Genomic DNA, 26,787 nt, shown 5'->3' with positions numbered 1-26,787 from the left:
TCAGTCCTCGGTTTTCGGCGTGGTGGGGTCGGTGTCATGCAGATGGCGCGACAGGTAGATGCCCTGGCCGATCAGGAACAGCACGGTCATGCCCAGGCTGCCGAACACTTTGAAGTCGACCCAGTAATCCTGGAATGTGAAGGCCACAAACAGGTTGGCGGCCCCACAGAAGATGAAAAACGCAATCCACGCCACGTTCAAGCGGGTCCAGACCGGCTCCGGCAGGGTCAGCGCATGGCCCATGATCCGCTTGATCAGCAGCCGATCGCCGATGAAGTGGCTGCCGATGAACGCCAGGGCGAACAGCCAATTCACCACCGGGGCTTTCCATTTCAAGAAGGTTTCGCTGTGGAACGCCAGGGTCAGGCTGCCGAAGACCAGGCACGCGACCAGGGTCAGCCATTGGCTTTTTTCCAGTTTGCGCTGGGAGATGAAGAGGGCGCCGTAGACCACAATGGAGCTGATGATCAGTACTGCGGTGGCGCTGTAGATGCCTCCGACGGTCAGCTCATGGCCGGCGATATCGATGACCCTGGGGTCGAGTTTGTAAACGATGAAAAACAGCAACAGCGGGATGAAGTCGATGAATTGTTTCACAGTAAGAGCCAGAAGCTGGATGTGTCGGCATAATAACAAACATCCTTGGCAGCGAAAGCGCCACCTGACTTGAGGTTACACACCCCCGTGAATGTTGATTTGCACTGCCACAGCACGGCCTCCGACGGCGCCCTGGCGCCCGCGGTACTGGTTGCGCGGGCATATGAGCACGGGGTGCGAGTCCTGGCGTTGACCGACCACGACACCCTTGAAGGCCTCGACGAAGCCCGCGCGGCGGCCCAGGCCCTGGGCATGCAACTGGTCAACGGCGTGGAATTGTCCTGCACCTGGGGTGGCGCCACTATTCATGTACTGGGCTACGGTTTCGATCAGCAGGCCGCGCCGCTGGTCAAGGCCATCGCCGATTTGCACGATGGGCGCTGGCTGCGGTCCGAAGAAATAAGCCGCAAGCTCAGCCTTAAAGGCATGCCTAACGCCCTCGACGGTGCGCGAGCCATCCAGCAGGAACTGGGCGACAGCGGCAACGCACCGGCCCGTCCGCATTTTGCGGACTGGATGGTGCGCGAAGGGTTTGTGCGAGACCGGGCCGAAGCTTTTCGTAAATGGCTGGGCGCCGGTAAGCTGGGTGACGTCAAGCAACACTGGCCAACCCTGGAGGACACCGTCGACACACTGCGGGCCTCCGGTGCCTGGGTCAGCCTGGCGCATCCCTGGCATTATGATTTCACCCGCAGCAAACGTCGCAAACTGATTGGCGACTATATTGGAGCGGGAGGCCACGCCATCGAAGTGGTCAACGGGCATCAACCCGCCGAACAGGTCGGCAGCCTGGCGATTCTTGCCCGCGAATTTGGTCTGCTGGTCAGTGCCGGCAGTGATTTTCATGGCCCAGGCGGCTGGTCCGAGATTGGCGAATATCGGCCCGTCCCGGAAGATTTGCCGCTCTTGTGGGGGCGATTCAAGCATGACCCCATTATTGCCACCGTCTGAACAGGTAGAGCACGTGAGTCAATTCTTCCAGATTCATCCGGAAAACCCCCAGCCACGCCTGATTAAACAGGCCGTGGAGATCATTCGCGCCGGCGGCGTAGTGATCTATCCAACGGATTCGTCCTACGCGATCGGTTGCCAGATCGGCGACAAAAGCGCAGTCGAGCGTGTCAGACGCCTGCGTCAGCTGGACGACAAGCACAACTTTGCGCTGATCTGCAGCGACCTGTCCCAACTGGGCCTGTTCGCCAAGGTCGATACCGGCACGTTTCGACTGCTCAAGGCGCACACGCCGGGGCCTTACACCTTTATTCTCAACGCTACCCGCGAAGTGCCGCGCCTGCTGCTGCACCCCAAGAAGCGCACCATCGGCCTTCGCGTGCCGGAACATCCGATTGCCCTGGCGCTGCTGGCCGAGCTGGGGGAGCCACTGATGAGCGTATCGCTGATCATGCCCGGTGAGACCGAGCCGCTGGAAGATCCGTACGAGATGCGTCAGCTCCTGGAAAAACAGGTGGACCTGATCATCGACGGCGGTTTCGGCGGCGCCAAGGCGTCCACCGTGATCAATCTGGCAGACGGCGAGCCGGAAGTGATCCGGATCGGCTGCGGCGACCCCGCGCCCTTCATGGCCGAGGCCTGAATGTCGGCCGTGGAAACCGTCGATCCCCAGGCAGGCGCCCAGCAGGAACTGCCGTTCGCCATGGTCTACGGCCAGGCGGTCATGGAAATGCCGCTGGACCTGTACATCCCGCCGGATGCGCTGGAAGTGTTCCTGGAAGCGTTCGAAGGCCCGCTGGACTTGCTGCTGTACCTGATTCGCAAGCAGAACATTAATATTCTCGATATCCCCGTGGCGGAAATCACCCGCCAGTACATGGGCTATGTCGAGCTGATGCAGTCGGTGCGCCTGGAACTGGCGGCCGAGTACCTGGTGATGGCCGCCATGCTCGCCGAGATCAAATCGCGCATGTTGCTGCCGCGTTCGGAGACAGTGGAGGCCGAAGAGGATGACCCGCGCGCCGAACTGATCCGACGTCTGCAGGAGTACGAACGCTTCAAGGCCGCCGCCGAGGGCATCGACGGTTTGAGCCGCGTCGGCCGCGACGTGGTGGTGCCCAAGCTCGACGCACCCGAGGCCCGCGCGCGCAAGCTGTTGCCGGACGTGAGCCTGGAGGAATTGCTGATGTCCATGGCCGAGGTGCTGCGCCGTGGCGACATGTTTGAAAGCCACCAGGTCAGCCGCGAAGCGCTGTCTACCCGCGAACGCATGAGCGATGTGCTGGAACGCCTTAAAGGCGGCGGTTTCGTGCCGTTTGTCGAGCTGTTCACCGCTGAAGAAGGGCGCCTGGGGGTGGTGGTGACCTTTATGGCGATCCTTGAACTGGTCAAGGAATCCTTGGTCGAGCTGGTCCAGAATGAGCCTTTTGCGGCTATCCACGTGCGGGCGCGAGCCGAATAAAGAGCTGAAACGATGAATCTGACTGAACCCCGCGAACTGGCGCCGCTGCTGGAGGCCTTTCTCCTGGCCTCGGGTAAGCCGCAGTCCCTGGAGCGCCTGTTCGAACTGTTTGAAGAGGCCGAACGCCCCGAGCCGCCGGTGTTCAAGAAGGCCCTGGAAATTCTGCGCAAATCCTGCGACGGCCGTGCCTTTGAACTGCGCGAAGTGGCGTCGGGTTATCGCTTGCAGATCCGTGAGAAATTTTCCCCCTGGGTTGGCCGATTGTGGGAAGAGCGCCCGCAGCGCTACTCGAGGGCGATGCTGGAAACCATGGCGTTGATCGCCTATCGGCAGCCGATTACCCGTGGCGAGATCGAGGATGTGCGCGGCGTGGCAGTCAACAGCCATATCGTCAAGACATTGCTGGAGCGTGAGTGGATTCGCATCGTCGGCTACCGCGACGTACCGGGAAAACCGGCGATGTTCGCCACCACCAAGGTGTTCCTGGACCATTTCAACCTGAAGAATCTCGACGACCTTCCGCCGCTTGCCGAATTGCGCGAAATGGAGGCCGAACCGGTTCTGGATTTCGACGACGCACCGGTGCCCGCGAGTTTGCAGGAACTGGCCGATGCCACGGCCGAGCCGGAAGAGCCGAAGGACGAGACCAGTTTCCATACCTTGCTGCTGGAACTGGACGACATGGAGCAGGGCATCAAGACCGACTTTGATGATTTGCTGCGTGATGGGGCGGCCGAGCCGGAAACCCGGATGAGCGTGGAGGTCGAGCCTGAACCTGAGGAAGATATCCTTGGCGTGGCACAAGCCCGTGAAAAACTCCTGGCCGCCGTCGCCGCCCTCGAACAGCCGCCCCTGAGCGACGAAGAAGACGAAGCCCGAGCCCTGGCCGAAGCCATCGAGAACGAACGCCGCCAGCTCGAAGACTGACACGGTCCAATGTGGGTGCAACCCCCTCCCGCATCGGTTCTCTGGTGCTTTGGGCATCACCGGTCGGCGGAAAAGCAAATGACCTGGCGCTAATCGACTAGTCTCTGATGCGCAATGCGCGCCATGCGCGTATGATTCGCGACCCTTTGCCGAGCTATTCGGCCAAAGCCCCGCTTTCAATACCCTTCAGGCCACGCCTGAATCGACCCACCGGGAGGTGCTTAAGATGAACGACAAAGACCAGAACGACAGTCAGGAAATCGGCCCAGCAGGCGAAAAACTGCAGAAGGTGCTGGCGCGTATCGGCGTGGGCTCGCGCCGTGACGTCGAAGCCTGGATCACCCAGAAGCGCATCAAGGTCAACGGCGTCGAGGCCACCCTTGGCCAGCGCGTCGACCTGCACGACGCAATCACCATTGATGGCAAGGTCATCAAGCGTGAAGAGGCCGCCGAATCGGTGCGCCGCGTGATCATGTACAACAAGCCCGATGGCGAGATCTGCACCCGTGACGACCCGGAAGGCCGTCCGACCGTGTTCGACAAGATGCCCAAGCCCAAAGAAGGCCGCTGGATCAACATCGGTCGTCTCGACATCAACACCACCGGCCTGCTGATGTTCACCACCGACGGTGAGCTGGCCAACCGCCTGATGCACCCGTCCTACGAGATGGACCGTGAGTACGCCGTGCGTGTGCGTGGCGAAGTCGACGACGAAATGATCGAACGCCTCAAGGCCGGCGTGGTGCTGGAAGATGGCCCGGCCAAGTTCACCGACATCAAGCAGGCTCCGGGCGGCGAAGGTTTCAACCACTGGTACCACTGCGTGGTAATGGAAGGCCGTAACCGTGAAGTACGTCGCCTGTGGGAGTCCCAGGGCCTGGTGGTCAGCCGCCTCAAGCGCGTGCGTTTCGGCCCGGTGTTCCTGAACTCCGACCTGCCGATGGGCCGCTGGCGCGAAATGAGCCAGTACGAAGTCGATATTCTCAGCGCCGAAGTCGGCCTGACCCCGGTGGCGATGCCGCAGATGAACGCCAAGAGCAAAGACAAGCTTGAGCGTATGCAGCGTAAATCGTCGCGTCCGGTGGCGCGTACCGAACGTGTGGCGCGCACCCTGCGCCCGGCGCTCAATGCACCGGCGACCGGTGGGCGTATCTCCCGCGAGCCGCAGATCGAAGGCGAGCGTCGCCCGACCGCACCGTCGCGCCAGGAAGGCGAGCGTGCACCACGCACTCCGCGGCCAGCCCCGGCCGGCGGTCGCAGCAACCGTGGTGAAGCCGATCGCCCGGCCGACAGCGCCAGCACCAAGCGCCCAGCCAAGCCGGCAGCGAACAAGCGCCCCGGCCCTAAACTGGTGGCGGACGAGCCGTCGGGCAAGCGTCGCGGCGCCCCGGCCGGTTCCGGCCAGCGTCCAGGGTTTGGTCGTAAGAAGCCTTAAGGGCAGCGGTAAGTTTTTAGCTGCAAGCTGTAAGAAGAAGCGCTAGCCCTTACGGGTTGGCGCTTTTTTTTGCTTGTGGCTTGCGACTTGCAGCTGGCGCTAGAACGCAAACCTGCCATCGAACACGGGTTTGTCATCCAGCGCCAACACCCCGCTGGCAAAGATCAAATCCAGGTGATGGCTGCCTTTCTGCCCACCCCCCAGGCCCAGATGCAGACCGCAATGGCGCTCCTCGAAACCGGCATTGCGCGCGTAGAGGTCCTTGACGCCTTCATTGGTGCCGATCCCCAGTTCCTCCACACGGCGGTTGGACGGGTTGGCGTTGAGGTATTTGTTGAAGTCATCCGCCAGCCCCGGCACGTCGCTGGCCACGCTGCAGATGGTCGAGTTCTCGATCCACAGCTCCAGGGGCGATTGCAGCACGCCGTATTTGCGCGCAAAAGGGATGGTGCTGAGAAAGGTGCCGATGAATCGCACCTGGCCATTGATCGCCTCACTGTGGGTGGCAATCTCGCCGGGCGCCAGGTCGTGGTTGCCGACGCCGTTAATATTCGTCCACTTCTTGATGCTGCTCAGCGGCGCTTCAAGGCGTGAGCCGTGCTTGTCGGTAAAGCTCAGCACGTTGGCCTGGCCCATACGCCGGATCAGCGTGGCATTGAGATCGGCGATGCGCTGGGGCTCGACACTGAAGGTATCGTAGAAATAGTCGCCGTAATCCTTGAACAGCAGGGACTTCTTCCAATGCTCAGCCATCACGTCTTGCAAGGCGCGAATAAAATCCGGGCCTTCTGCGCGTGGGTTGGGCAGCGTGGAAGAGTCGTACAGAAACAGGTACAGGTCACAGGCGTCGATGGCCTGGGCCAGGGCATCGCTGGCGGTCAAGTCCAGGCGCTGCACTTGGAAATTGAAGCGGCCGGCGCTGCCTTGGGTGATGGCCTGTGCGATGGCGTCGTAGCGTTCGGTGTGGCCCAGCAGCACGGTCGGGCAGTTCACGCCGTTAAGGGCCGGGTGATGGGCGAGGTAGTAGAGAAAATGTTCGACGGCGCGGGCCTTGTCCATGACGGGTGTCCTTGTATGCCTTGGGTAAGGAAGCAGGTGCCGTGCACAGCACCTGCCGGATGCCTGTCGAGGCTTAGAAAGGCCACATCGCGGTGCCAAACGGCACAACGGCGTCGGCTTGCATCATTTCAACGGCGGCCTCATGGGTCGGCGCTTCAAACCAATCGTCGAGTTGCAGTTCGGTTTCCAGGTCGTTTTCCAGTACTTGCATGGTGTATCTCCTAGAGGACGTTGTTTGAGAACGGCTTGCCAGCGGCATCGCTGGGCAAGTGGGAAACCTAGGTGAGGGTGTTTCAGAATGCAAAAAATTTATTGACACGGTTTCATTTGGATTTTTTGTTCTGATTTTTTGCGTGATTGTTTTTTTGAGAAAATTCAAAAGGCTGCGATTACCAATTCTGAGGAAATTTCCTACCGTCAATTTCTATTAAATTTACAGCTGTAACGCAGAATTTCCGTGCTGTAACGATTAATTTACGTATTGATCGAGACAATATTGAACATTCTTACCCTGTAAGGAATGCCTGACAGATCGTCGCACGTGTCAGGCGATGGCCGCCGCAGGCTGTCGAGCCGTGTACAATGCGCGCGTTTTACTGTGACGCCCATTGCGTGCCTACGCAAAAGGCCAAGACCTCAGGGTTCACCCACCCTGATCACTCCGCCTGGCCACGAGCCGGACGGGTTCGATTTCGTCACAGATAAAAACAAACAGGTGACGCATGACCATTAGAAAAACGCTGTACTCCTGGTGCCTGCGCTGGGGTTTGAGCGGCGCTGCTTGAGCAGAGATTCAACGCAGCAACGTGCATTCAACATCATCAAACCTTGCGTGAGACCTTTTCCATGAGTGGACCCCATTCCTCTTCAGGCGAACTGAAACGTGGCCTGAAAAACCGTCATATCCAGTTGATCGCCCTGGGCGGCGCCATCGGCACCGGCCTGTTTTTGGGCTCGGCCGGCGTGCTTAAATCCGCCGGGCCGTCGATGATCCTGGGTTATGCCATCTGCGGCTTCATTGCGTTCATGATCATGCGCCAGCTCGGCGAAATGATCGTGGAAGAGCCGGTCGCCGGTTCCTTCAGCCATTTTGCCCACAAGTACTGGGGCGGTTTCGCCGGCTTTCTGTCGGGCTGGAACTGCTGGATTCTGTACATTCTGGTGGGCATGTCCGAGCTGACGGCTGTCGGCAAATACGTGCATTACTGGTGGCCGGAGATTCCAACCTGGGTCTCGGCGGCGGCGTTTTTCGTGCTGATCAACCTAATCAACCTGGCCAATGTCAAAGTGTTCGGCGAAGCCGAGTTCTGGTTTGCCATTATCAAGGTCGTGGCAATTGTCGGCATGATTGCTTTGGGCAGCTATCTGCTCGTGAGCGGCAGCGGCGGCCCGCAGGCATCGGTCAGTAACCTGTGGGACCACGGTGGGTTCTTCCCCCATGGCGTCGGCGGGTTGGTGATGGCCATGGCGATCATCATGTTCTCCTTCGGCGGACTGGAAATGCTCGGTTTCACCGCTGCCGAAGCCGATCAGCCACGCACCGTGATCCCCAAGGCGATCAATCAGGTGATCTATCGCATCCTGATTTTCTACATCGGCGCCCTGGTGGTGCTGTTGTCGCTGACGCCGTGGGACAGCCTGCTGGCCACGCTGAATGCGTCCGGCGACGCCTACAGCGGCAGCCCCTTCGTGCAGGTGTTCTCGATGCTGGGCAGCAACACCGCGGCACACATCCTCAACTTCGTGGTGTTGACGGCGGCGTTGTCGGTGTACAACAGCGGCACCTACTGCAACAGCCGCATGCTGCTGGGCATGGCCGAGCAAGGCGATGCGCCCAAGGCCCTGGCCAGGATCGACAAGCGCGGCGTGCCGGTGCGTTCGATCCTCGCCTCGGCGGCGGTGACCCTGGTGGCGGTGCTGATGAACTACTTCATCCCGCAACACGCGTTGGAGCTGCTGATGTCGCTGGTGGTAGCCACGCTGGTGATCAACTGGGCGATGATCAGCTTTTCCCACCTCAAGTTCCGCCAGCACATGAACCGCACTGGCCAGATGCCGCTGTTCAAGGCGCTGTGGTACCCGTACGGCAACTATGTGTGCCTGGCGTTCGTGGTGTTTATCCTGGTGATCATGCTGATGATCCCGGGGATTCAGGTGTCGGTGTACGCGATCCCGGTGTGGGTGGCGTTTATGGCGGTGTGTTATTGGATCAAGAATAAGCGCAGTGCTGAAGCGGTGTTGGCGACGGCGGGAGCGGCGTTAAAGTAAGCAAAATATGCGGGCTGTGTGAAAACGCTGCCTACACCAGCTGAAAGCAAACGCCCTGACTTGTCGGGGCATTTGCTTTTCAGGGTTTTAGACACAAAGGAGAAGTGTTCTTCGTTGAAAGGGCTCTTAGTCTGTATCACTCGTGTGCATGTTCGTAATCAAACGCAATGAAGTAGTCGTTTTCTGAAAAAGTAATCTCATGAAAGAAGTACGCTTGGATCAGTGATAACCACTCCTGCCGCAGTTTAAACATGCCGTTATTGACGTCCTCGTTTACTGACAACCCGAGCTCGGAAATCACGGAGTAATCGTCTCCTAAATCCGCCGAGTGCTCCGTTCCGCGTAGCCACTCTGTGGTTCTGTCGAACCATTCCAATCTCACTTTGAGTCCCATGTGGCTCCTTCGCGGAACCGGCCACTCGCTACCAGTACATACTCAGTATGGCCAAGGCCCCTGGTGGTGGAATGATATCTGATAGTCATAGTTGTCTTGTTTTACCTCATGTTTGAAGTGAGGTTGTAGGACCGCTATCCAATTTTTCTTAAGATCGTAAGCACCATCGAAAATTTGATAGTCTTTCTCTAGCTCAAGCGAAGCAAGTATCGAATGAGCATCTTCAAATATAGTTGACAGTTCTTCTCCCACTCCGAAACCGGTAGGTTTTTCAAACCATTCGAGCATGACTCTGAGGCTCATAGGTGTTTTTCCTCACAGGTGTTTTTTGACGTTTCTCTTTGGGTTTGGCTGTTTTGTTCTTTCGCCAGTTATATGATTGAACGCACCAATATGGCTCCCGTCACCTATCAAGTAAACTTCCAGCTCCCCTTCTGCCGAGTCCCATTCAAAGATTTTTCTGTTTTTGGCATCCGTCCATCGTTTCCGTACACCCGCACCTCCCTGCTTTGGGGTCATTCCTTTTATGTTCCTCAAACCAGGGAAACCGGTGATTTGTTCCGCAGTCGGCGCCGTGTGATAACCATGACCGAGTGCCGGAAGTGTTTTTCTTCGAACACTCACCACCACATACAGCGGCCGAACCCCCGACTCCACCGGGAACACCAGAATAAAATCCCGATATTGCGGCGGATATACCGGGTTCACCAGAATCTGTGCCGCCTTCTCCGTCGGTGGGTAAATCCAGATCACCGGCGCTTGCGGTGCAGCCTCCAGAGCCGGAATACCCAGCGTGTCACTTGGATAAACGGCGGGAGTCCAGATCAGTTCAACACCCTCACCCAAATCCGCAACAAACTGCTCGTCACGGCTTTGGAACTGCACCACATCGATCATCTGCCAGGCGGCATGGTTGCCTGTGTAAAACCCATAACCCCTGAGCGTGCCGTCCTCACGCTGCTCAATTTGCAGTCGCATCTGCGACCGCGCTCGCTGCATCGAGCGCAACTGCTCTTCGCTATATAACGCGCTATCGCCCAACTTTCCCGGCCAAGCCAACCCCACTACACCGGCCAACAAGCCGGCGGCCATAGACCCGGCTGCGGCAATGGCCGATTCCACCACCGCCGTACGCAACGCCAACTGCCCCAAACCGACCGGCAAGGCGCTGCCACCGATCTTGCGCAAGGCCACCGCGCCTCGGGCGTCCACTTCCCGCCCACCCAACAGGCTGAAATGACCGTACTCGCTGATCAACTCCAGCGGTACGTAACCGGCGGGGTCCGTGTAGTGAGTGAGGCCATCTGGCAGTTGGCAGGGTTTGAGGAAGGTGCAGCCGGGAGGCTTGGCCGGCTTGGGTGTTGGGGCTGGGGATGGGATGAATAAATCGATAGGCGGCGAATAGGGCGCACGCGATGGCTGCGGGGTGAGGATTCGCCGTTTGAGTTGTTCTTCTTCGGTGATCGGGTAGGCACGTTCAGACATGACGGGCTCACTTCCTTGTATGGGGGAGTGAGCCTACGAGGGAGGATCAAGGAGCTGGAATCAGCATATTCGATGATAAGCGTGGGAAAAGTAGACGCAAAATTCAGCTTGTTTCGAATATATTTTTTTATTGCTGAGTTTGTACACACCCTGCCCCAAGGGGCTGACAGCGTTTCCCGATGCGGTACTCAGTCCGCTCAGTTAAAGGCGGGGGGCAAAAGCGTAAGCGCTGGAAAGATCGCAAGGGACGCATTTATGAGTGGGACTATGAGAATGGCCGGGTTGAACTTTACGACAAGCAAGGCAAACATCTTGGAGATTTCCCCCCCTGATACGGGAGAGCGCACAAAGGACGCCGAGCCAAGCCGAACCACGCCAAAATAATCTTGATAGGAGCCTCAACATGCAGCATGAAATTCTTGCATTCGATAAAAAAACCGAGGGGGTGGCTTTCAGTATTGAAATTCCTGCCGACCAGTACGACAAATTATCGGACCTAATGTCCTGGAGTGAGCCTGAAGATGCGATCTATGAGTACGACCTATCACCAGAGCAAGTCGGCCTTCTTGAACGCATGACCGGCAAGACTTTCAATAGCCCGGACTACATTTTTCAGTTGTCTTGTAGTGAATGAGGCGATATGGCCGTGCTGTGTAGACGTGAAATGTATGGCAGCAGATGAAATAAGTGGGAACGCGTGCAACTGCGCGGCTCATGGCGTCCTGCCGTGGTTGAGAAAGTAGTCGCTTAAACCCGATGGTCATGTCACACATAAACACCACCCACGGCGGAATCTCATACACCGAGAGACATTCACCGGCTTTTTAAAATGACACCACTCATGTATTGATTCAAATCGAGAAAGTCTTGAAGGCTCCACGCGCGCGGCGGTAGCTTTACACCATTTTGCTGCAATGTTTTGGAGTCAAGTTTTCATTGGGACGAAGGATGACCGAAGAGACAATTACGCCCGGATAATCAGTCAGGCGTTTTTTGAACGCGGAGGTTGTAAGGTCAGGTGTAGGCGGGCTGCTTTTCCCGGCCAGTGGTCCCGTTGCCTTGAGATCCGCTCCGTGGCACATGGCACATAGAGATTCTTGCCATTGGCAAGATCCGCGAAAGACTGCGAAGTTTGAATGAGTGATAAAGTGCTTAGCAAAGCGATCAAGGGTATTTTCATTTTACAGGTGGCTTTGTTGTCGATGTTGTTATCCACGTTTGGCTTATCCGTTGCCTAAGGTTTTTGAGTGATGCTGGTCATTTCCAACAACGTCCACCTGCCCGATGCCGAAATCGAGCTGACCGCCATCCGCGCCCAGGGCGCCGGTGGGCAGAACGTGAATAAGGTGTCGAGCGCGGTGCACCTGCGCTTTGATATTCCGGCATCGTCGTTGCCCGAGCTCTATAAGGAACGGCTGCTGGCACTGCGCGACAGTCGCATCACCAGCGACGGCGTGCTGGTGCTAAAGGCCCAGTCCTACCGGACCCAGGAGCAGAACCGCGCCGATGCGCTGGAGCGTCTGGTGGAGTTGATCCAGAGCGCCACCAAGGTGGAAAAGAAACGCCGCCCGACCAAACCCACCCTGGGTTCGAAAAAGCGTCGCCTGGAATCCAAGACCAAGCGCGGCAGCATCAAGGCCGGGCGCGGCAAGGTCGACTTCTAGGCGTCACGCGCTTCGCGGGCCTTGGGTGCCTGGCGGTACAGGTACAGGCTCAGCAGCAAGCCACCCAGGGCGGCGAGGGCGGCGAACAGGAAGATCGAGGCAAAACCGAAGCCCGCCGCGACTGCGCCGGCCAGCGGGCCGGTGATGCCCAGCGACAAATCGATGAACAACGAATACGCGCCCACCGCCGAGCCGCGACTGGACGCCGGCACCAGGTTGACCGCCTCCACTCCCAGCGCCGGGAACACCAGGGAAAAGCCGAAGCCGCTCAACGCCGCGCCCGCCAGGGCCAGGTGGGCGTCCGGGGCCAGCCACAGCAACAGCAGACCGAGGATCTCCACCGACAGGCAGGCAATCGCTACTCGAAACCCGCCGATGCGATTGATCAGGTTGCCGAACAACAGGCGCGCACCGATGAAACTGGCGCCGAACAGGCTCAATGCCCACACCGCGTTGTCCCAGTGCTGGGTGGTGTAATACAGCGTGATAAACGTCGCGATGGTGCCGAAGCCGATCGACCCCAGGGCCAGCGCGCAGCCGTGGGGCAGCACGCGACCCAGGACGTTCATGAAGGGCAGGCGCACACCGCTGACAATCGGCGCCGCGACTTTATTCCACGCCAGCAGCAAGCCCACGGCAGCCAGCAGGATAATGCTCACGCCCATGCTCCACAGCCCCAGGTGACTGACCAGCAGCACCCCCAGCGGTGCGCCGACCGCCAGCGCGCCATAGCTGGCGATGCCATTCCACGAGATGACCTTGGCGGTGTTGGCCGCGCCCACCCGGCCGATACCCCAGCCGATGGCGCCCGAGCCCACCAGGCTCTCCGCGCTGCCCAGCACCAGGCGGCCGATCAGCAGGCTGCCCAGGCTCAGCGCCGGCAGGCTGGAGAACCATGCGGCCAGCAGCATGAACACACCGCTCAGGCCGCAGCCCGCCAGGCCGATCAGCACGGCGCGCTTGCTGCCCAGGTTATCGATAATGCGCCCGGCGTAGGGGCGGCTGAGCAACGTGGCCAGGTATTGCACGCTGATAACCAGCCCGGCGATCACCGCGCCAAAGCCCAGTTCGCTGTGCACATAGCCCGGTAATACCGCCAGGGGAATGCCGATATTCAGGTAGCCGATAAAGGTGAATAAAACAATGGAAACAACTTGCAGCGTGACCGCCATGGGGCGCTGGGTATCGGGCATGGGAAAACGTCCACATTTGCAGCAGGTAAAGATAGGCTGCTAATGATACCGGTGCTTATGCCCGCGCAGGGCATCAAACCGCAAAAAACTCAGGATTGGGCGGGGCTCAGCAATTGCGTAGTCACCAGAGCGGCCAGGGCGTTTTCCTGAGTACCGAAGCGTTTGAGCAGCATGGCTTGTTTATCGGCGCTCAGGCGGTTCCACACCTCGACCATCTGCAAGGCAGCGTCGAGCAAGGCGGCATCCGGGGTGTCGGGGAGGGTATCGGTCATGGCGGGTATCTCGTGGCTTCAGGCAGTGTGGAAAGCGCTCAACGGTGCGCTTTCCACACGGTCTGGTACGGCGTCAGTCCTGGCGTTCGCTGTCGACTGGTTTGGCTTCTTTGGCCTCAGGCTGCTGGGCGCTGGCCTGCTGCGGTGTTGGCTGCTCAGTTTCGTGCAGGCTTGGGAAGGGGAGATTAGGGATCTCGTGCATCGTCGTCGCTCCTTGCAAAGTCTGTTTTTTCAATCGCAGGTGATTCCGCGCGTTCTACAAGCCTTCGCAGGATACAGCAGTGTAAATGACAAAAAGACTTTTATATCCACGCCACCTAGAACGGCACCTTGCCCAGAATCATGTCGCGGTACATCACAAAATCCCCCAACAGGCTGTAGAACGGGTGCTGGAAGGTTGCCGGACGATTCTTTTCATAGAAAAAATGCCCCACCCAGGCAAAGCCGTAGCCGGCAATCGGCACCGCCAGCAACAAGCCAAGCGAGCCCCGGCCAATGGCGTAGGCCAGGATGCCGATGACCAGAGTGGTGCCGATAAAATGCAGGCGGCGGCAGGTACTGTTGCCGTGCTCCTGCAGGTAGTACGGGTAGAATTCGGCGAAACTGTTGAATCGCTTGATGTTTTCCACGTTGGCCGGCCCTTTATTGTTATCCCGTCCGACGGGTGTTCGGCGGGGAGCTTATTTGAGTCTAGAGTGACCAGTGGTAACAGCCAGTGACAATAGATGCCACTTTAGTATCCTTGCCTTCCTGGCTGCCGTTTTGAGCCTGCTTTCATTAAGAAGACGCCATGAGCGAACGAACAACTTCTGCAAGCTGGGCGATGGGGATAGTCAAGGCGTTGGAAATGGACGGCCTGGATTGCCGAGCCCTGTTCAGGCAACTGGGCCTGGACTACGCCGCCCTGAGCGACCCCGATGCACGGTTCCCGCAGGATTCCATGACCCGCCTGTGGCAGCGTGCGGTCGAGCTGTCGGGCAACCCGGCGATTGGCCTGAACATGGGCAAGGTGGTGCGTCCGGCATCGTTTCATGTGGCCGGTTATGCGTTAATGTCCAGCAACACCCTGGCTGAAGGCTTTATGCGCTTGGTGCGCTATCAGCGGATCATCGCCGAAAGCGCCGACTTGAGTTTCCGCCTGTTACCCGAGGGCTATGCGCTGATTCTGACGGTGCATGGTGATCATCTCCCACCGACTCGACAGAGCGCCGAAGCGTCCCTGGCCAGCGCGCTGGCGCTCTGTGGCTGGCTGAGCGGGCGCTCCCTGCAGCCGCGCAAAGTTTTGCTGCAGGGTGAGCAACCGCTCGATCTGGCGCCTTACAAACAGGCATTCCACGCACCGCTGGAATTCAATGCGCCGTATGACGCGCTGATCTTTGAACGCGCCGATATGGACGCGCCGCTGCCCACCGCCAACGAAGCCATGGCGCTGCTGCATGATCGGTTTGCCGGCGAATACCTGGCGCGGTTCTCGGAAAGTCGCGTGACCCACAAGGCACGCCAGGTACTGTGTCGCTTATTGCCTCAGGGCGAGCCTAAACGCGAGGTGGTAGCCCAGACCCTGCACCTGTCGCAGCGCACCTTGCAACGGCGTTTGCAGGAAGAAGGCACCAGTTTCCAGGCCCTGCTCGACGACACCCGGCGGGAACTGGCCGAGCAATACCTGGCGCAGCCAAGCATGACCCTGCTGGAGATCGCCTACCTGCTGGGCTTTGCCGATCCGAGCAATTTCTTCCGCGCATTTCGCCGCTGGTTCGATGCCACGCCCGGCGAGTACCGGGCGCGGTTGCAGGACGCGTCGACCCTCAGTGGCGCCAGAACGCCGGGATACACAGAACAAAGACTGTGATGATTTCCAGGCGACCCAACAGCATGCCCAGCGACAGGATCCACTTGGCCGCATCCGGCAGGCTGGCGAAGTTGCCGGCCGGACCGATGGTTTCCCCCAGGCCCGGGCCGACCCCGGACACGGTGCTGGCGGCGCCGGTCAGTGCGGTCATCCAGTCCAGCCCCAGCAGCGAAAGGGCCAGGGCGATGGCGCAGATGGTGATGGCGAAGAAAAACGAAAAGGTCAGGATCGAGCGCACGATCTCTTCGTCCAGGCGGTGGCCGTTGTACTTTTGCTTGATCACCGCGCGCGGATGAATCAACTGGTTCAAGTTGGCCTTGAGCAGGATATAGGCGACCTGGAAACGGAAGATCTTGATCCCGCCCGCCGTGGAGCCTGAGCAGCCGCCGATAAAACCCAGATAGAAAAACAGCATCAGTGAGAAGTTGCCCCACAGGCTGTAGTCTCCCAGCGCGAAACCGGTGGTGGTCACCACCGATGTGACGTTTAACGCTACGTGGCGCAAGGCCTCCAGCCAGTGCAGGTTGGTGGTCCACCAGTACCAGGTGCCGAGTACCAGCCAGGTGACAAGCAGCAAGCCAAGCAAGCCCTGCACCTGCTGATCCTTGATCAACGCCCGACGGTTGCCGCGCAACGTGGCGACATACAGGGTGAACGGCAGGCTGCCGAGGATCATCACCACCACCGCCACCCAGTGCACCGCCGGTTGTTGCCAGTGGGCCAGGGACTGATCGGAGGTGGAAAAGCCGCCGGTGGAAATCGCCGACATCGCATGGTTGATCGCATCGAACAGGCCCATGCCGGCCCACCAGAATGCCAGGCTGCCGAGAATGGTGATGCCCACGTAAGCCGCCACGATCAGCCGCGCCACCATGTGCGAGCGCGGCATGACCTTTTCCGAGCGGTCCGAGGACTCGGTCTGGAACAGGCGCATGCCCCCAATCCGCAGCAGCGGCAGGATCGCCACCGCCATGCCGATAAAGCCGATGCCCCCAAGCCAGTGCAGCAACGAGCGCCACATCAGGATGCCCGGCGACATGCTGTCCAGGCCGCTTAACACCGTGGAACCGGTGGCGGTGATGCCGGACATGCTTTCAAAAAACGAATCGGTGTAGCTGATGTGCTGGGTCAGCAGGAACGGCAGCGCGGCGAACACGCACACCACCAGCCAACTGCTGACGGTGAGCAGGTACATGTCGCGCGGGCGCAGGTGCACCTGCTCGGGTCGGCCGGGGATCACCAGCGCCAGGCCGGCGACAAAGGTGATCAGGCTGGCCCACAGGAAGGATGGGAGGTCACTGGTGCGTTCGAAGATCACCAGGGTGGCCATGGGCACGACCATGGCGATCGCGAGGGTGATCAGGAAGATGCCGATGATGAAACCGATGATGCGCAGGGTCGGCAACGCCATGAAGTGAGCTCGGATGAGGGAACAGAGGCGCCATTCTACCTGGGGGGCAGGGCATGTAAACCGGTGCGGCGGATGGGCGAGCGACACATATGCAAAGCACGGACCACTGTCGGGTTCGTCAGCATGGGGTTCCTTATTCTGTTTAAGAGACCCACCATGCTGTTTGAGTCTTTAACCACCCCGTCGTTGATACGACGACTGAACGCCAATGACAACCCGTCACAAATGGCGTTGGTAGAGAAACTGTCGACCCTCAATCTCCAGCTCCTGGAAGAGCTGGCCCAGCAGCCCAGGTTCGAGACGTTTGTGCAGGACGAGTTTGACCGCCATTTCAGCGACCTGATGCCGCGCCTGGACGTGCGCAAGGACTATGTTCAGGGCGGCGAGGAACAAGCATTCGGGCAAACGACGTTACAGGATACGCTGGCCCCCTCGCCCTTGGCGCCGACAGTGCTGGACGTCGTGGTGCAACGTATCGTGACCGGCCAGGCGTCTACCCATGCCAGTCGCGATACCCGGTTCTATCGGACACCGGCCGACGAAGGCGATCCGCCGCTCATACCTGAACTGAACGGCCTGGCGTTCGATGGCTTCGTCGATAGTCTGGGCGGCGCTTTGACCTCTCGTTATTTGACCTTTACGCAAACTTACTGGGCCATGCCGCGAGGTTCGACCGATGTGCGAAGCCGTCGACAATGGCTGGTGGATAAACGTCTCGAACACCTGCGCACTGAAGTGGCCTTGCTCAAAGGCGATGGCCTGGTTACGGCGGCGGGCGAGGCGCTGTTCGACAAGTTGTTGCGCTATCCCGACGCGTTGGCCCGCCGCGCGCTCAAGGGCTATAAACCGTGTGCCTATGGCCTGGCGCTCAAGGGCGCGGCGTCCGCGGATGCGTTGCTCCACGGCGCGTTTGTCTTGACCGCCCGCGACCCACAGGACGCACAGAACACCTGGGAATCGGACACGCCCGCCGAGCTGCAAGTGCGGCCCGTTAATGCGGGCAGCAACCTGGGTATTGTGCTGCTGTTCAGTCCGAACAACGGCCTTGAAGAGTTTGATTCACTGGCCAGTCTCGACCGCGAACTGCACCGTCGCCTCAACCATCCTAGCGAATTCTCCAGTCTTCTGGCGCTGATGGCTGACAACGATCAGCCACAGGGTTTGGCTCTGCACCGTGAGGACAAGACCAGTGATCAATTCACATACCTCGAATGGTTAGACTCGCCTTTCATCCACGCCATCGAAGATCAATGCCAAAAGCTGCGAGCCGATTTCATCTCGACCCTCATGCGCTACCAGGCCTTTCCCGCTACGCAAGACCGTTCCCGGCTGGCGGAGAGCCTGGACCTGGCGACCGATTTGACGCGGGCTTTCGATGGCAGCCCGGTATTGTTGGCGCGGCTTAAAAAACGTGGCCAGGCCCAGCTCAAAATCTTTCTTGAAGGTGCGAGTGCCGCCGACAAACTTGCCTGGCACGAGGCGATCCAGGGCTACTGCGATGAACTGTCGAATCTGTCGGACACCGAGGGTCTGCCGACCTTGGCCCAATTCAGTGATAAAACCGCCTTGCTGGCCTATGGCAATGCCCAATTACGCGGGCTCCTCAAGGCGCAATTCGGACTGCAGGCAAATCCAGACGAAATTCTGGTCCATACACGCGAGCCCCATACCCCGCCCATCGTTTACGTACCAGGCGCTGCATCGTCTGTGCCCAGGGAACCCGGTACGCCGCTCTATACCGAGCGCAAACGCAGCTTGACCGAGCTGGCTCTGGAAAATGTCGGTGGGCTGGACTTCAACTTTGCCAACTTCTCCCGCCTGACCGACAAGAGTGGCGCAGTCTACTCGGACCTGACCGTCGGGCAGGTGAAGGACCTGGTTCGCAGCGCCAACATCGGCGACAGCTACGACGCCCTGCTGAAGGATCGCTTGATCACCTCGCCCGCAGCCCTGGCGCAAAAAAGCCACTTTGCCCGCGTCATTGAACGACAGGTAAGGCTGGATGCAATCGAAGCGAAGATCGCCGGTGATTTCTTGCCGGACCGCTTGGAACGGGGCTTCAACTGGGTGCGGGTGGTGCTGGATCAACCGGTGGACAGTGATCGGCGGGAGACCGTCGAGGGGCATCGGGTGGTGGTGCAATCCCTGAAATTGCGCGGCCAGCGGGTACGCGGTGTGTGGTTGTTTCGCAGTGCCTCCTCGAGCGTCGGCTCGACCGTGGTCTACGCGCCGCAAGCGCCTGGTGGGCGTGTGTTCTATGAGTTCGCCGATGACCAGTTGTCTAGTGGCTTCACCCATAACAGCTCCTGGCGCGAGTATCTGGTGGGCCGGGTGGAAAAAGCGCAGCAGCGCCATGTCCGTAGCATTTTGCGTGGGCGAGGCGACATGACCATGATGCATATGCCCAGGATCGCCGGTAACATTTTCGAGGAAGCCTATGAGGTAGAAGCTAACTTCGCGATCAACGACGCCGGGTCTCAGTCGAGAACCACCACTGAAACGGACGTTGACACAGCCATTACGGTTGCAACCACGGCTTTTGACATCGCCGCCATGGTATTGCCGATCAAGGTCATGTTGCCGATTGGGCTGGCCAGGAGCCTGTTTTCAATATTCAACGCTATGGACGCCGCCAGCCTTGGTGACCGCGGGGAAGCGGCGCATCACCTTGTCCGCGCCTTGGGCGAGTTCATCGGGGCGCTGGTGGATGGTGCTGTCGGTGCCCGCACCGGCGCGGCAACCGCCGCTTCGCGGGGGTTGAATCCGCACATGGCCTTGAGAAGCAAACCCGCTGATCTGCTGGTTCTAAAGGGGTGGGAGGGCAAAGGTATCTACTACAAAGTGTCGACCGTGGAGGGCACTCGGCAGTATTTTCTCCGTGCGCAAAATCGCTGGTTTTCGATCCTCGATGAAGGTGGCGAGCAGGCTTGGCGCGTCAGGGATGTACGCAAGCCTTATCAGTATCACCATGCACCTATTCGCGTTGACTCGCAGGGCCGTTGGGAAGTGGGATCACACCCCGGCAAAGGCTTGAAAGGTGGCTTATCGCCTGAAGAAGAGTTGAGGCAGCTCTATCCGTTTCTCAGCCAGGACAATGCTCGGCTGGTGTTTGAGTCATTCAACTTCCCACCCGGGCGTGAACTTGAATTTCAATTGGATGTCGTTCACACCTTGAGAGCGGGCACCGCGCTCGATGCCTTCAACCAATACTTGATGGTGACGCCCAGGCGTTTGTCCCTACGCCTGCGAGGGGGCGATTCTTCCGGCACGCCGCTCACACCGCTGGAACCGCTTCCCGGCCTCAGCCAGGCCAGGCCCGTCAGGCAGCCGCTTGAGCGGTTCGTCGACTGGGGGCAAACCATCGATGCCGCCGAACTCCAGTTACATAACGCCGACCTGGGAATTTACCGGCGCATTGGCGGAACCGCCGCGCTGATCGGTACCGACTACGTCAAGATTGATCAGCGCTACTTTCCTATTCTGCCCTCCGGTGCATCGGCCACTGTGGGTGAAGTGCCTCGCCATTTTGTTTTTATGCGAGATCCCAATCAGCCGTTTCGGACGTATGGGCAATTTGAAACGATGCTCAGGAGGGACCTCTTTGACCAGCCCCGTATAGCGAGCTTCGCGCCCCAGGATCGCCGTTGGGTCAATGCCACGACGATGTCCTTCCAGAAGCCTCTCACCGCCTCGGTCGCGCAGGCGTTCCCGATGCTGACGATCGACAGCCAGGTCAATGTCGCCCGTACGTTGTTCAACCGGGCCAACCCGAACGGGCTCACTGCGTGGGGGATTACCGCCATGCAACGTACCTTGCAGGACTGGCGTCTGGCCTCGCCTTCGAGCCACGTGCGGCTGGGAGATCCGTTGACGCTGCTTCCCACGACGGTGAGAACGGCACAGGGCCATTGGCGGCTGGTGACCCAGCCACACTTATACACGCGGCTCACCTTTCGTACCGATCACACGCCCATTCTTTTGTACAACGCTCTAGTCAGCCGTACCGATGGAACGCTCAAGGCCCTGATGAACCAGGTACTCATTCGCGATGGCTACATCGTCATGTCGGCCTACAGCCCACCTGGCGAAGTGCTATTCAAACGCCCGGCTCGTGACACGCTTTACTGGCTACGGTTAAGGCGTGTGTTTGGGGAGGTAGTGGAGAGCGGTCCCAATGTGACGCTCAGGGAAACGTTACTGGATGCTGCGTCTCGCAGGCAAGTGAATGCCGCGCGGGCGGCGGGCAAATTGGTGTCGCTGGTGGGTGGCATCCATGTGCCGTTCGAGGGGAGCGCGGCGGCCATATTTGTCTTGCGGGTTTGACCTGACTCGACCTGTCGGCAAAAAATGCCCCGAACGGGTCGGGGCATTTTCAGTATCACTTAACGTTAAGCCTGCACTGATCAGAACTCGTGATCGGCGCTGTCCGGGTTCAGGTCGCTGATGCCCAGCTTGCCCGCTGCGGCTTCGATCGAACCGGTCTGCTTGACCAGCGCGGCGATGGCGTCGCGCACGATCTGGTTGCCGGCGTCGTTGCCGGCGGCGATCAGCTGGTCGTAGTGCTCACCCTTGTTGGCGTGATCAACCATGACCTGGATCTTCGCTTCGGTGGCCGCCAGGTCCGCTTTCAACGCGGTGTCGGCAGCCGGATCGGCCTTGGCCACCAGGGACGACAGGCTGGCGCCGGTCATTTTGGTGCCGTCGACACGGGTGTATTCGCCCAGGTAAACGTTACGGATACCCTTGGCGTCGTAGAAGTGCGAATTGTGGGTGTTGTCGCTGAAGCAGTCCTGCTCGTCTTCCGGCGAGTTGGCTTCCAGGGACACCTTCATACGCTCGCCGGCCAGTTCGCCCAGGGACAGGCTGCCCATGCCGAACAACATTTTGCGCAAGCCGTCGGTGGCCGGTTCCGCCTCAAGGGTTGCGCGATAGTTGTCGGCGACGTTGGGTTTCCAGTTGCCGACCATTTCTTCCAGATCGCTGACCAGCAATTGGGTCACGGCGCTCAGGTAGGCCCGGCGACGCTCGTTGTGGCCGCCGGTGGCACCGGCGCCGGTCAGGTAGTCCGAGGCCGGGCGGTTGCCGGCGCCGGGACCGGTGCCGTTGAGGTCCTGGCCCCACAGCAGGAATTCGATGGCGTGGTAGCCGGTGGCGACGTTGGCCTCGGAACCGCCCAGCTCATTGAGGCTGGCGAGTTTTTCCGGGGTGATGGTCTTTACGTCAACCTTGTCTTCGCCCAACTGGATCTGGGTGTTGGCGATGATGTTGGCGGTGGCGCCAGGGTTGCCCAGGGCATGCTCATAGGATTTGTCGACATAGTCGATCAGGCCTTCGTCCAGCGGCCATGCGTTCACCTGGCCTTCCCAGTCGTCGATGATGGTATTGCCGAAGCGAAACACTTCGCTCTGCAGGTACGGCACGCGTGCGGCGATCCAGGCGGTGCGCGCGGCTTTCAGGGTTTCATCGTTCGGCTTGGCGAGGAACGCGTCGATGGAGGTCTGCAGGGTTTTCGCGGTGGATTCGGCATCGCTGTAGACCGCGAACACCATGTCGGCATAGTGCGCGACCACTGCCTTGGCGGCGGCTTCGTCGACTTTTCCGGCAGGGGCGGCCGCCGCTGGAGCGGCAGTGCTGGCCGCCGGGGTCGGCGCCTGGGGCGCGGCGGCTTTGTCTTTACCTTCGCCGCAGCCGGCGAGAGAAATGGCAATGGCCAGCAGACTGGCGGTGGCCAGGGGCATACGAATCATGGCGAACATCCTGCTTCGGTTGTTGAGAGGACGCGCGGAGGCCGCGCAAAACTGCGACATAATGCGAAAGATTTGCATTTTGTGTAAAGGGTTATGCGCGGGAAATATTCAGTATCGTTTTGCCCGATTAGAGAATCGCTGCGTTATTGCGCTCCACATGCTTCAAAAAAACCGCCAACTCCCGCGCCGGCAGGGGTTTGCTGTAGTAATAGCCCTGACCCTCGTGGCAGCCCTCGGCGATGATATAGGCCTCTTGCTCGGCGGTTTCCACGCCCTCGGCGATCACCTGCATGCCCAGGCTCTTGCCCAGCTGGATGATGGCTCGCACGATGGTGGCGTCGTCGTCATCATCGAGCAGGTCCTGGACGAAGCTCTTGTCGATCTTGATCTTGTCCAGCGGCAGACTTTTGAGATAACTCAGGGATGAATACCCGGTGCCGAAATCATCAATGGCGATCAACGCCCCCGAGCGCCGCAGGCTCAACAGGTGTTGAGCGGCGGTGCTGATATCTTCCATCAGGCCGGTCTCGGTGACTTCCAGTTCCAGGCTGCGCGGCGGCAGGCGATAGATCTGCATCAGGTTGTTGACCACCCGCGGCAGCTCGGTGTGATGTAACTGCACAGTCGACAGGTTGACGGCCATGCGCAGGGTGGTGAAACCCTGATCGTGCCATTCGCGCAGTTGGCGGCAGGCATGGTCCAGCACCCACTCGCCGATCGCGATAATAGTGCCGTTCTGCTCGGCCAGCGGAATAAACAGGTCCGGCGGTACCAGGCCATGTTCCGGGTGTTGCCAACGCAGCAAGGCTTCCACGCCGACGACGCGCTGCTCGCGGTAGCTGACCTGTGGCTGGTACACCAGGTGGAACTGGTCGCGGCTGAGGGCCTCGCGCAGGTCTTTTTCCAGCTCGCGGCGTCGGCGCATTTCGCTGTCGACGCTGGCGATATAGAACTGGTAGCGGTTGCGTGAGCGGCTCTTGGCCAGGGTCATGGTCTGTTCGGCTTTCTGGAGCAACTTCTCGGTACTGTCGCCATCTTCGGGGAACAGCGTAATACCGATGGTGGCGCGCAGGCGGATCTGTTCGTGGTCGAGGGCGAATTCCGCCTCGAGGTCGTCCAGGATGCTTTGCGCCAGTTCGGCAGCCTCATAGGGCTGGTCGATATCGGCCTGCACCAGTGCGAATTGGTCGCCGCCCAGGCGGGCGAGGGCGCCGAGCCGGCCGCTGTGGGCGCGCAGGCGGTCGGCCAGGGCCAGCAGTAATTTGTCGCCGGCCTGGTAGGTGAACTGTTCGTTGACGCTTTTGAAATCGTCCAAGCCCACACACAGCACCGCCACGCGGCGCTGACGACGGCCGGCGTCGGTCAGAATCTTGTCCAGTTGTTCCTGCAGTTTCTGGCGGTTCGGCAGGCCGGTGAGAAAGTCATACTGGGCCATGCGCAGCAGGCTGGACTCCGCCTCATGGCGCAGGTGCGTGTTACGTTCGATGGATTCAAGCAGTTGGTTGGCGGTATTGATCCACAACCCCAGTTCGTTACGCTCGTGGCCCTTGAGCTGCGGGATCTTGTGCTCGCTCGGCCGGTCCGGGTTGATCGAGGTCAGGTGTTCGATAATCCGCGACAGCGGTTTGGTCAGCAGCCAGTGATAGACCAGATACAGCACCAGGCCCATGGCAAGGGCCCGCAACACCCCGGAAATGAAAATAATCACCGAGTTGACGATAAACCCCTGGCCATAAGTGGCGGTATCGAGGGTGATGCTCAGGTCGCCGTAGTACTCGCTGTAGGGGCCTTTGCCTACCAGGGGGGTGGTGAAGGTGCGTTCCTGGCCAAGAATCAGATCGGTCAGCCAGCGGCTGGGAGCATGCTGCAGGGCGCGGCTTTTTTCCGCGAGCATGGTTTCGTTGGGATGGCCAATGGAGGCCATGCGCACCGCATCGTCCTGGAACAACCCCTCGATGACCTGCATGCCCATCTCGCGGTCCAGGCTATACACCGCCTGGGTCGAAGGGTCGCGGAACATATCGAGGATGCGCTGGGCATCGCCGGCCACGGCCTGGCGCGTCTTGTAGGCATCAAACACGATCTGCGCCACGCTCAGCGCCACGCCCACGACCAACGCCGACAGCAGCACAACCCGTAGCAACTTCACCGACAAGCTGTTCTTGAGTTCCAGCTTCAAAGGGGCATTCCTTGTCTCATGCGGGTGGCCTTCAATATGCCATGAGTATTGGCAATCTGGTGATGGCAGTCAAAGGAACATTGGGGCAAGGGCCGCTTTGGCGGTTTCGGCGGGAAGGTGCAGCGGCAACAGGCAAGGCGGACGGGTATCCGCCTGCTGTGTTCAGCGTGGGATGGGCGATCAGTTGGAGAAGATCACCTGGCGCTTGGCAGTCTCCTGGGCGCTCGAGAAATCCACGGTTTTGTTTTGCGGTTCCAAAGCGTTGCCCAGGGCCTTTGCCAGTACATCGGCGAATGGCTGGGCGAGCGGTGCGAGCGATTTGGTGATGTCGCCAGCGGCTTTGGCCAAGTCGCCGACGATCGGCAGTGCTGCGAGTGCTCCAATGGTCATGGTTATTTCTCCGACAGGGGCAAGAGGCGAATTCCTCTCGCTCCTACGTGGTCGTAACCAAGCGCCTGGTTCCGCCGCCCATAAAAAAGCCCGGCAATCGCCGGGCTCCTGTACTGCAAGCGTTGCTTAGGCAGTGAAGGTCTTGCCTTCGAACTGCTCAGCCACGAACTTCCAGTTGACCAGGTTCCAGAACGCTTCCACATACTTTGGACGCACGTTGCGGTAGTCGATGTAGTAGGCGTGTTCCCACACATCGCAGGTCAGCAGCGGGGTGTCGCCGCTGGTCAGCGGGTTGCCGGCGCCGATGGTGCTGGCCAGGGCCAGGGAGCCGTCAGCCTTTTTCACCAGCCAGCCCCAACCGGAACCGAAGGTGCCGACGGACGTCTTGGTGAATTCTTCTTTGAACTTGTCGAACGAACCGAACGCCGCGTTGATGGCTTCAGCCAGCGCGCCGGTAGGTTGGCCACCGGCGTTCGGTGCCAGGCAGTTCCAGTAGAACGTGTGGTTCCAGACCTGAGCGGCGTTGTTGAAGATGCCGCCCGAAGAGGACTTGACGATCTCTTCCAGGGTCTTGCCTTCGAACTCGGTGCCAGGCACCAGGTTGTTCAGGTTCACGACATAGGTGTTGTGGTGCTTGTCGTGGTGGTATTCCAAGGTTTCCTTGGAGATATGCGGCTGCAGGGCATCGTGTGCGTAGGGCAGCGGCGGCAATTCGAAAGCCATGATGATTCTCCTAATCAGGTCAGTTGCGGTGAGCGCAAGGCCGATCACGGGCGGCCAAACATGCGCCGGGGAGTTTGTACTCTTTGCGGCGCAGGGTCCGGATCATAGCACCGGGGGTGTGGCAAAACCACGCAACAACTGTGTGGGATAGAGGTTCCAGAGCGTTTTGGAATATCTGTCAGGCGTTGATCAATTGGTAGGCCACGCTGAACATCATGCCAGCCACCAACAGGTCCAGCAGGCGCCAGGTCGAAGGCCGTGCCAGCCATGGGGACAGCCATGCCGCGCCGAGTGCGAGCGTGGCGAACCACAGGAACGAAGCGCTCGCGGCACCGGCGACATATGCGCCGGGTTCGGTTTGCTGGGCGCCCAGGGAGCCGATCAGCAACACGGTGTCCAGATAGACATGGGGATTGAGCAGCGTCACCGCCAGGGCGCTGAGCAGCACCGCGCGCAATGAACGTACCTTGAGGCTGCCGCCCTGTTCCAGGCTCTGCTTGGAAAATGCCCGGCGCAGCGCCAGGGTGCCGTACCACAGCAGGAACGCGGCGCCGCCCCAGCGGGCGATCGCCAGCAGCACAGGGCTGTGCGCCAGCACTGTCGCGAGGCCGAATACGCCGGCGGCCACCAGTATCGCGTCGCACACCACACACAATGCCGCCACGGGCAAATGGTGTTCGCGGCGCAGGCTCTGGGCCAGTACAAAAGCGTTCTGCGAGCCGATCGCCATGATCAACCCAAGGGCCACCAACAGACCGTTAAGATAGCTTTGCCACATAAG

Annotated in this window: 27 protein-coding genes and 1 pseudogene; 11 read left to right on the top strand and 17 right to left on the bottom strand. The window is 59.7% G+C overall.

The window, feature by feature from the left end:
- Entirely contained in the window at positions 1 to 597 is a 597-nt protein-coding gene (locus tag QRN10_RS16045; protein ID WP_040269290.1) for a septation protein A, read from the bottom strand.
- Positions 598 to 684: 87 nt separating this feature from the next.
- Here QRN10_RS16045 and QRN10_RS16040 point away from each other — a divergent pair, with 87 nt between their 5' ends.
- From QRN10_RS16040 to rluB, 5 genes are all read left to right on the top strand, one after another.
- The gene (locus QRN10_RS16040; RefSeq protein ID WP_181080086.1) at positions 685 to 1,548 is read left to right on the top strand and encodes a PHP domain-containing protein; all 864 of its coding nucleotides are present in this window, start codon (positions 685 to 687) and stop codon (positions 1,546 to 1,548) included.
- A 13-nt stretch (positions 1,549 to 1,561) separates the two neighbouring features.
- The gene (locus tag QRN10_RS16035; protein ID WP_181080087.1) at positions 1,562 to 2,191 is read left to right on the top strand and encodes an L-threonylcarbamoyladenylate synthase; all 630 of its coding nucleotides are present in this window, start codon (positions 1,562 to 1,564) and stop codon (positions 2,189 to 2,191) included.
- Entirely contained in the window at positions 2,192 to 3,010 is an 819-nt protein-coding gene (locus tag QRN10_RS16030) for a segregation and condensation protein A (RefSeq protein WP_010208145.1), read from the top strand.
- Between the two features lie 12 nt (positions 3,011 to 3,022).
- Positions 3,023 to 3,937 carry an SMC-Scp complex subunit ScpB gene (gene scpB, locus QRN10_RS16025; protein WP_181080088.1) on the top strand — a complete coding sequence of 305 codons (915 nt, stop codon included), beginning with the start codon at positions 3,023 to 3,025 and terminating at the stop codon, positions 3,935 to 3,937.
- A gap of 226 nt (positions 3,938 to 4,163) precedes the next feature.
- Entirely contained in the window at positions 4,164 to 5,372 is a 1,209-nt protein-coding gene (gene rluB / locus QRN10_RS16020) for a 23S rRNA pseudouridine(2605) synthase RluB (protein ID WP_181080089.1), read from the top strand.
- Positions 5,373 to 5,471: 99 nt separating this feature from the next.
- Here rluB and QRN10_RS16015 read toward each other — a convergent pair whose 3' ends face one another.
- Both QRN10_RS16015 and QRN10_RS16010 read right to left on the bottom strand, forming a co-directional pair.
- The gene (locus QRN10_RS16015; RefSeq protein ID WP_181080090.1) at positions 5,472 to 6,431 is read right to left on the bottom strand and encodes a CgnE/CgnB domain-containing protein; all 960 of its coding nucleotides are present in this window, start codon (positions 6,429 to 6,431) and stop codon (positions 5,472 to 5,474) included.
- A 73-nt stretch (positions 6,432 to 6,504) separates the two neighbouring features.
- Complete coding sequence (locus tag QRN10_RS16010) at positions 6,505 to 6,642, bottom strand: hypothetical protein (RefSeq protein ID WP_034100099.1); 138 nt, start codon at positions 6,640 to 6,642, stop codon at positions 6,505 to 6,507.
- Between the two features lie 635 nt (positions 6,643 to 7,277).
- Between QRN10_RS16010 and QRN10_RS16005 the strand changes: the two genes are divergently transcribed.
- Positions 7,278 to 8,699 carry an amino acid permease gene (locus QRN10_RS16005; protein WP_285428698.1) on the top strand — a complete coding sequence of 474 codons (1,422 nt, stop codon included), beginning with the start codon at positions 7,278 to 7,280 and terminating at the stop codon, positions 8,697 to 8,699.
- Between the two features lie 136 nt (positions 8,700 to 8,835).
- Here QRN10_RS16005 and QRN10_RS16000 read toward each other — a convergent pair whose 3' ends face one another.
- Genes QRN10_RS16000 through QRN10_RS15990 form a run of 3 tightly spaced genes read right to left on the bottom strand, consistent with a single transcriptional unit; the run spans position 8,836 to position 10,578 of the window.
- A complete protein-coding gene (locus QRN10_RS16000) occupies positions 8,836 to 9,093 on the bottom strand; it encodes a colicin E3-like toxin immunity protein (RefSeq protein WP_285428697.1) in 258 nt (85 codons plus the stop codon).
- Positions 9,094 to 9,135: 42 nt separating this feature from the next.
- Complete coding sequence (locus QRN10_RS15995) at positions 9,136 to 9,396, bottom strand: colicin E3-like toxin immunity protein (protein WP_285428696.1); 261 nt, start codon at positions 9,394 to 9,396, stop codon at positions 9,136 to 9,138.
- Between the two features lie 12 nt (positions 9,397 to 9,408).
- Positions 9,409 to 10,578: an S-type pyocin domain-containing protein gene (locus tag QRN10_RS15990; protein WP_285428695.1), complete on the bottom strand. Its 1,170-nt coding sequence runs from the start codon at positions 10,576 to 10,578 to the stop codon at positions 9,409 to 9,411.
- A 179-nt stretch (positions 10,579 to 10,757) separates the two neighbouring features.
- Between QRN10_RS15990 and QRN10_RS15985 the strand changes: the two genes are divergently transcribed.
- Together QRN10_RS15985 and QRN10_RS15980 are read left to right on the top strand one after the other, a co-directional pair.
- The gene (locus QRN10_RS15985) at positions 10,758 to 10,910 is read left to right on the top strand and encodes a colicin E3/pyocin S6 family cytotoxin (protein WP_253509121.1); all 153 of its coding nucleotides are present in this window, start codon (positions 10,758 to 10,760) and stop codon (positions 10,908 to 10,910) included.
- 71 nt (positions 10,911 to 10,981) lie between these two features.
- Positions 10,982 to 11,212: a DUF7683 domain-containing protein gene (locus tag QRN10_RS15980; protein ID WP_181080096.1), complete on the top strand. Its 231-nt coding sequence runs from the start codon at positions 10,982 to 10,984 to the stop codon at positions 11,210 to 11,212.
- Between the two features lie 179 nt (positions 11,213 to 11,391).
- On the opposite strand, the pseudogene QRN10_RS15975 reads toward QRN10_RS15980, so the two are convergent.
- Positions 11,392 to 11,758, bottom strand: a pseudogene (locus tag QRN10_RS15975) (cytochrome c).
- Positions 11,759 to 11,828: 70 nt separating this feature from the next.
- Between QRN10_RS15975 and arfB the strand changes: the two are divergent.
- Entirely contained in the window at positions 11,829 to 12,242 is a 414-nt protein-coding gene (gene arfB, locus QRN10_RS15970; protein ID WP_285428694.1) for an alternative ribosome rescue aminoacyl-tRNA hydrolase ArfB, read from the top strand.
- Here the strand turns inward: arfB and QRN10_RS15965 are convergent.
- The 4 genes from QRN10_RS15965 to QRN10_RS15950 form a co-directional block, all read right to left on the bottom strand.
- Positions 12,239 to 13,435, bottom strand: coding sequence for an MFS transporter (locus QRN10_RS15965; RefSeq protein WP_253509118.1), 1,197 nt, complete (start codon positions 13,433 to 13,435; stop codon positions 12,239 to 12,241). The genes arfB and QRN10_RS15965 overlap by 4 nt on opposite strands.
- Positions 13,436 to 13,524: 89 nt before the next feature.
- Positions 13,525 to 13,707 carry a hypothetical protein gene (locus QRN10_RS15960; RefSeq protein ID WP_181080099.1) on the bottom strand — a complete coding sequence of 61 codons (183 nt, stop codon included), beginning with the start codon at positions 13,705 to 13,707 and terminating at the stop codon, positions 13,525 to 13,527.
- Positions 13,708 to 13,780: 73 nt separating this feature from the next.
- Complete coding sequence (locus QRN10_RS15955) at positions 13,781 to 13,909, bottom strand: hypothetical protein (protein WP_266246522.1); 129 nt, start codon at positions 13,907 to 13,909, stop codon at positions 13,781 to 13,783.
- Between the two features lie 115 nt (positions 13,910 to 14,024).
- The gene (locus QRN10_RS15950; RefSeq protein ID WP_181080100.1) at positions 14,025 to 14,336 is read right to left on the bottom strand and encodes an Mpo1-like protein; all 312 of its coding nucleotides are present in this window, start codon (positions 14,334 to 14,336) and stop codon (positions 14,025 to 14,027) included.
- 161 nt (positions 14,337 to 14,497) lie between these two features.
- Between QRN10_RS15950 and QRN10_RS15945 the strand changes: the two genes are divergently transcribed.
- Complete coding sequence (locus QRN10_RS15945; protein ID WP_253509117.1) at positions 14,498 to 15,556, top strand: AraC family transcriptional regulator; 1,059 nt, start codon at positions 14,498 to 14,500, stop codon at positions 15,554 to 15,556.
- Here the strand turns inward: QRN10_RS15945 and QRN10_RS15940 are convergent.
- Positions 15,513 to 16,967 (bottom strand): TrkH family potassium uptake protein, encoded by a 1,455-nt coding sequence (locus tag QRN10_RS15940; protein WP_181080102.1) that lies wholly within the window; start codon positions 16,965 to 16,967, stop codon positions 15,513 to 15,515. The two genes, QRN10_RS15945 and QRN10_RS15940, sit on opposite strands and share 44 nt — an antisense overlap.
- 123 nt (positions 16,968 to 17,090) lie before the next feature.
- Between QRN10_RS15940 and QRN10_RS15935 the strand changes: the two genes are divergently transcribed.
- Positions 17,091 to 21,290, top strand: coding sequence for a dermonecrotic toxin domain-containing protein (locus tag QRN10_RS15935; RefSeq protein WP_285428693.1), 4,200 nt, complete (start codon positions 17,091 to 17,093; stop codon positions 21,288 to 21,290).
- 80 nt (positions 21,291 to 21,370) lie between these two features.
- On the opposite strand, the gene QRN10_RS15930 is transcribed toward QRN10_RS15935, so the two are convergent.
- The 5 genes from QRN10_RS15930 to QRN10_RS15910 form a co-directional block, all read right to left on the bottom strand.
- Positions 21,371 to 22,714 carry an imelysin family protein gene (locus tag QRN10_RS15930; RefSeq protein WP_285428692.1) on the bottom strand — a complete coding sequence of 448 codons (1,344 nt, stop codon included), beginning with the start codon at positions 22,712 to 22,714 and terminating at the stop codon, positions 21,371 to 21,373.
- A 127-nt stretch (positions 22,715 to 22,841) separates the two neighbouring features.
- Positions 22,842 to 24,893 carry a putative bifunctional diguanylate cyclase/phosphodiesterase gene (locus tag QRN10_RS15925; RefSeq protein ID WP_285428691.1) on the bottom strand — a complete coding sequence of 684 codons (2,052 nt, stop codon included), beginning with the start codon at positions 24,891 to 24,893 and terminating at the stop codon, positions 22,842 to 22,844.
- A 180-nt stretch (positions 24,894 to 25,073) separates the two neighbouring features.
- The gene (locus QRN10_RS15920; RefSeq protein WP_181080105.1) at positions 25,074 to 25,283 is read right to left on the bottom strand and encodes a hypothetical protein; all 210 of its coding nucleotides are present in this window, start codon (positions 25,281 to 25,283) and stop codon (positions 25,074 to 25,076) included.
- A 126-nt stretch (positions 25,284 to 25,409) separates the two neighbouring features.
- Complete coding sequence (locus QRN10_RS15915) at positions 25,410 to 26,006, bottom strand: superoxide dismutase (RefSeq protein ID WP_003212997.1); 597 nt, start codon at positions 26,004 to 26,006, stop codon at positions 25,410 to 25,412.
- A 178-nt stretch (positions 26,007 to 26,184) separates the two neighbouring features.
- Positions 26,185 to 26,784 (bottom strand): LysE/ArgO family amino acid transporter, encoded by a 600-nt coding sequence (locus QRN10_RS15910; RefSeq protein WP_181080106.1) that lies wholly within the window; start codon positions 26,782 to 26,784, stop codon positions 26,185 to 26,187.
- Positions 26,785 to 26,787: the final 3 nt, after the last annotated feature.

The sequence above is a fragment of the Pseudomonas sp. lyk4-R2A-8 genome (genome assembly GCF_030209095.1).
GTDB classification, from domain to species: domain Bacteria; phylum Pseudomonadota; class Gammaproteobacteria; order Pseudomonadales; family Pseudomonadaceae; genus Aquipseudomonas; species Aquipseudomonas quebecensis.
Note: the sequence above shows the minus strand (reverse complement) of the source record. Positions and strands in the feature narration are given on the sequence as shown.

What these genes read in the sequence shown, in the direction of transcription:
- QRN10_RS16030 (WP_010208145.1), top strand. Translation starts at nt 2,192, where the DNA reads ATGTCGGCCGTGGAAACCGTCGATCCCCAGGCAGGCGCCCAGCAGGAA.
- scpB (WP_181080088.1), top strand. Translation starts at nt 3,023, where the DNA reads ATGAATCTGACTGAACCCCGCGAACTGGCGCCGCTGCTGGAGGCCTTT.
- rluB (WP_181080089.1), top strand. Translation starts at nt 4,164, where the DNA reads ATGAACGACAAAGACCAGAACGACAGTCAGGAAATCGGCCCAGCAGGC.
- QRN10_RS16015 (WP_181080090.1), bottom strand. Translation starts at nt 6,431, where the DNA reads ATGGACAAGGCCCGCGCCGTCGAACATTTTCTCTACTACCTCGCCCAT.
- QRN10_RS16010 (WP_034100099.1), bottom strand. Translation starts at nt 6,642, where the DNA reads ATGCAAGTACTGGAAAACGACCTGGAAACCGAACTGCAACTCGACGAT.
- QRN10_RS16005 (WP_285428698.1), top strand. Translation starts at nt 7,278, where the DNA reads ATGAGTGGACCCCATTCCTCTTCAGGCGAACTGAAACGTGGCCTGAAA.
- QRN10_RS16000 (WP_285428697.1), bottom strand. Translation starts at nt 9,093, where the DNA reads ATGGGACTCAAAGTGAGATTGGAATGGTTCGACAGAACCACAGAGTGG.
- QRN10_RS15995 (WP_285428696.1), bottom strand. Translation starts at nt 9,396, where the DNA reads ATGAGCCTCAGAGTCATGCTCGAATGGTTTGAAAAACCTACCGGTTTC.
- QRN10_RS15990 (WP_285428695.1), bottom strand. Translation starts at nt 10,578, where the DNA reads ATGTCTGAACGTGCCTACCCGATCACCGAAGAAGAACAACTCAAACGG.
- QRN10_RS15985 (WP_253509121.1), top strand. Translation starts at nt 10,758, where the DNA reads ATGCGGTACTCAGTCCGCTCAGTTAAAGGCGGGGGGCAAAAGCGTAAG.
- QRN10_RS15980 (WP_181080096.1), top strand. Translation starts at nt 10,982, where the DNA reads ATGCAGCATGAAATTCTTGCATTCGATAAAAAAACCGAGGGGGTGGCT.
- arfB (WP_285428694.1), top strand. Translation starts at nt 11,829, where the DNA reads ATGCTGGTCATTTCCAACAACGTCCACCTGCCCGATGCCGAAATCGAG.
- QRN10_RS15965 (WP_253509118.1), bottom strand. Translation starts at nt 13,435, where the DNA reads ATGCCCGATACCCAGCGCCCCATGGCGGTCACGCTGCAAGTTGTTTCC.
- QRN10_RS15960 (WP_181080099.1), bottom strand. Translation starts at nt 13,707, where the DNA reads ATGACCGATACCCTCCCCGACACCCCGGATGCCGCCTTGCTCGACGCT.
- QRN10_RS15955 (WP_266246522.1), bottom strand. Translation starts at nt 13,909, where the DNA reads ATGCACGAGATCCCTAATCTCCCCTTCCCAAGCCTGCACGAAACTGAG.
- QRN10_RS15945 (WP_253509117.1), top strand. Translation starts at nt 14,498, where the DNA reads ATGAGCGAACGAACAACTTCTGCAAGCTGGGCGATGGGGATAGTCAAG.
- QRN10_RS15940 (WP_181080102.1), bottom strand. Translation starts at nt 16,967, where the DNA reads ATGGCGTTGCCGACCCTGCGCATCATCGGTTTCATCATCGGCATCTTC.
- QRN10_RS15935 (WP_285428693.1), top strand. Translation starts at nt 17,091, where the DNA reads ATGGGGTTCCTTATTCTGTTTAAGAGACCCACCATGCTGTTTGAGTCT.
- QRN10_RS15930 (WP_285428692.1), bottom strand. Translation starts at nt 22,714, where the DNA reads ATGATTCGTATGCCCCTGGCCACCGCCAGTCTGCTGGCCATTGCCATT.
- QRN10_RS15920 (WP_181080105.1), bottom strand. Translation starts at nt 25,283, where the DNA reads ATGACCATTGGAGCACTCGCAGCACTGCCGATCGTCGGCGACTTGGCC.
- QRN10_RS15915 (WP_003212997.1), bottom strand. Translation starts at nt 26,006, where the DNA reads ATGGCTTTCGAATTGCCGCCGCTGCCCTACGCACACGATGCCCTGCAG.
- QRN10_RS15910 (WP_181080106.1), bottom strand. Translation starts at nt 26,784, where the DNA reads ATGTGGCAAAGCTATCTTAACGGTCTGTTGGTGGCCCTTGGGTTGATC.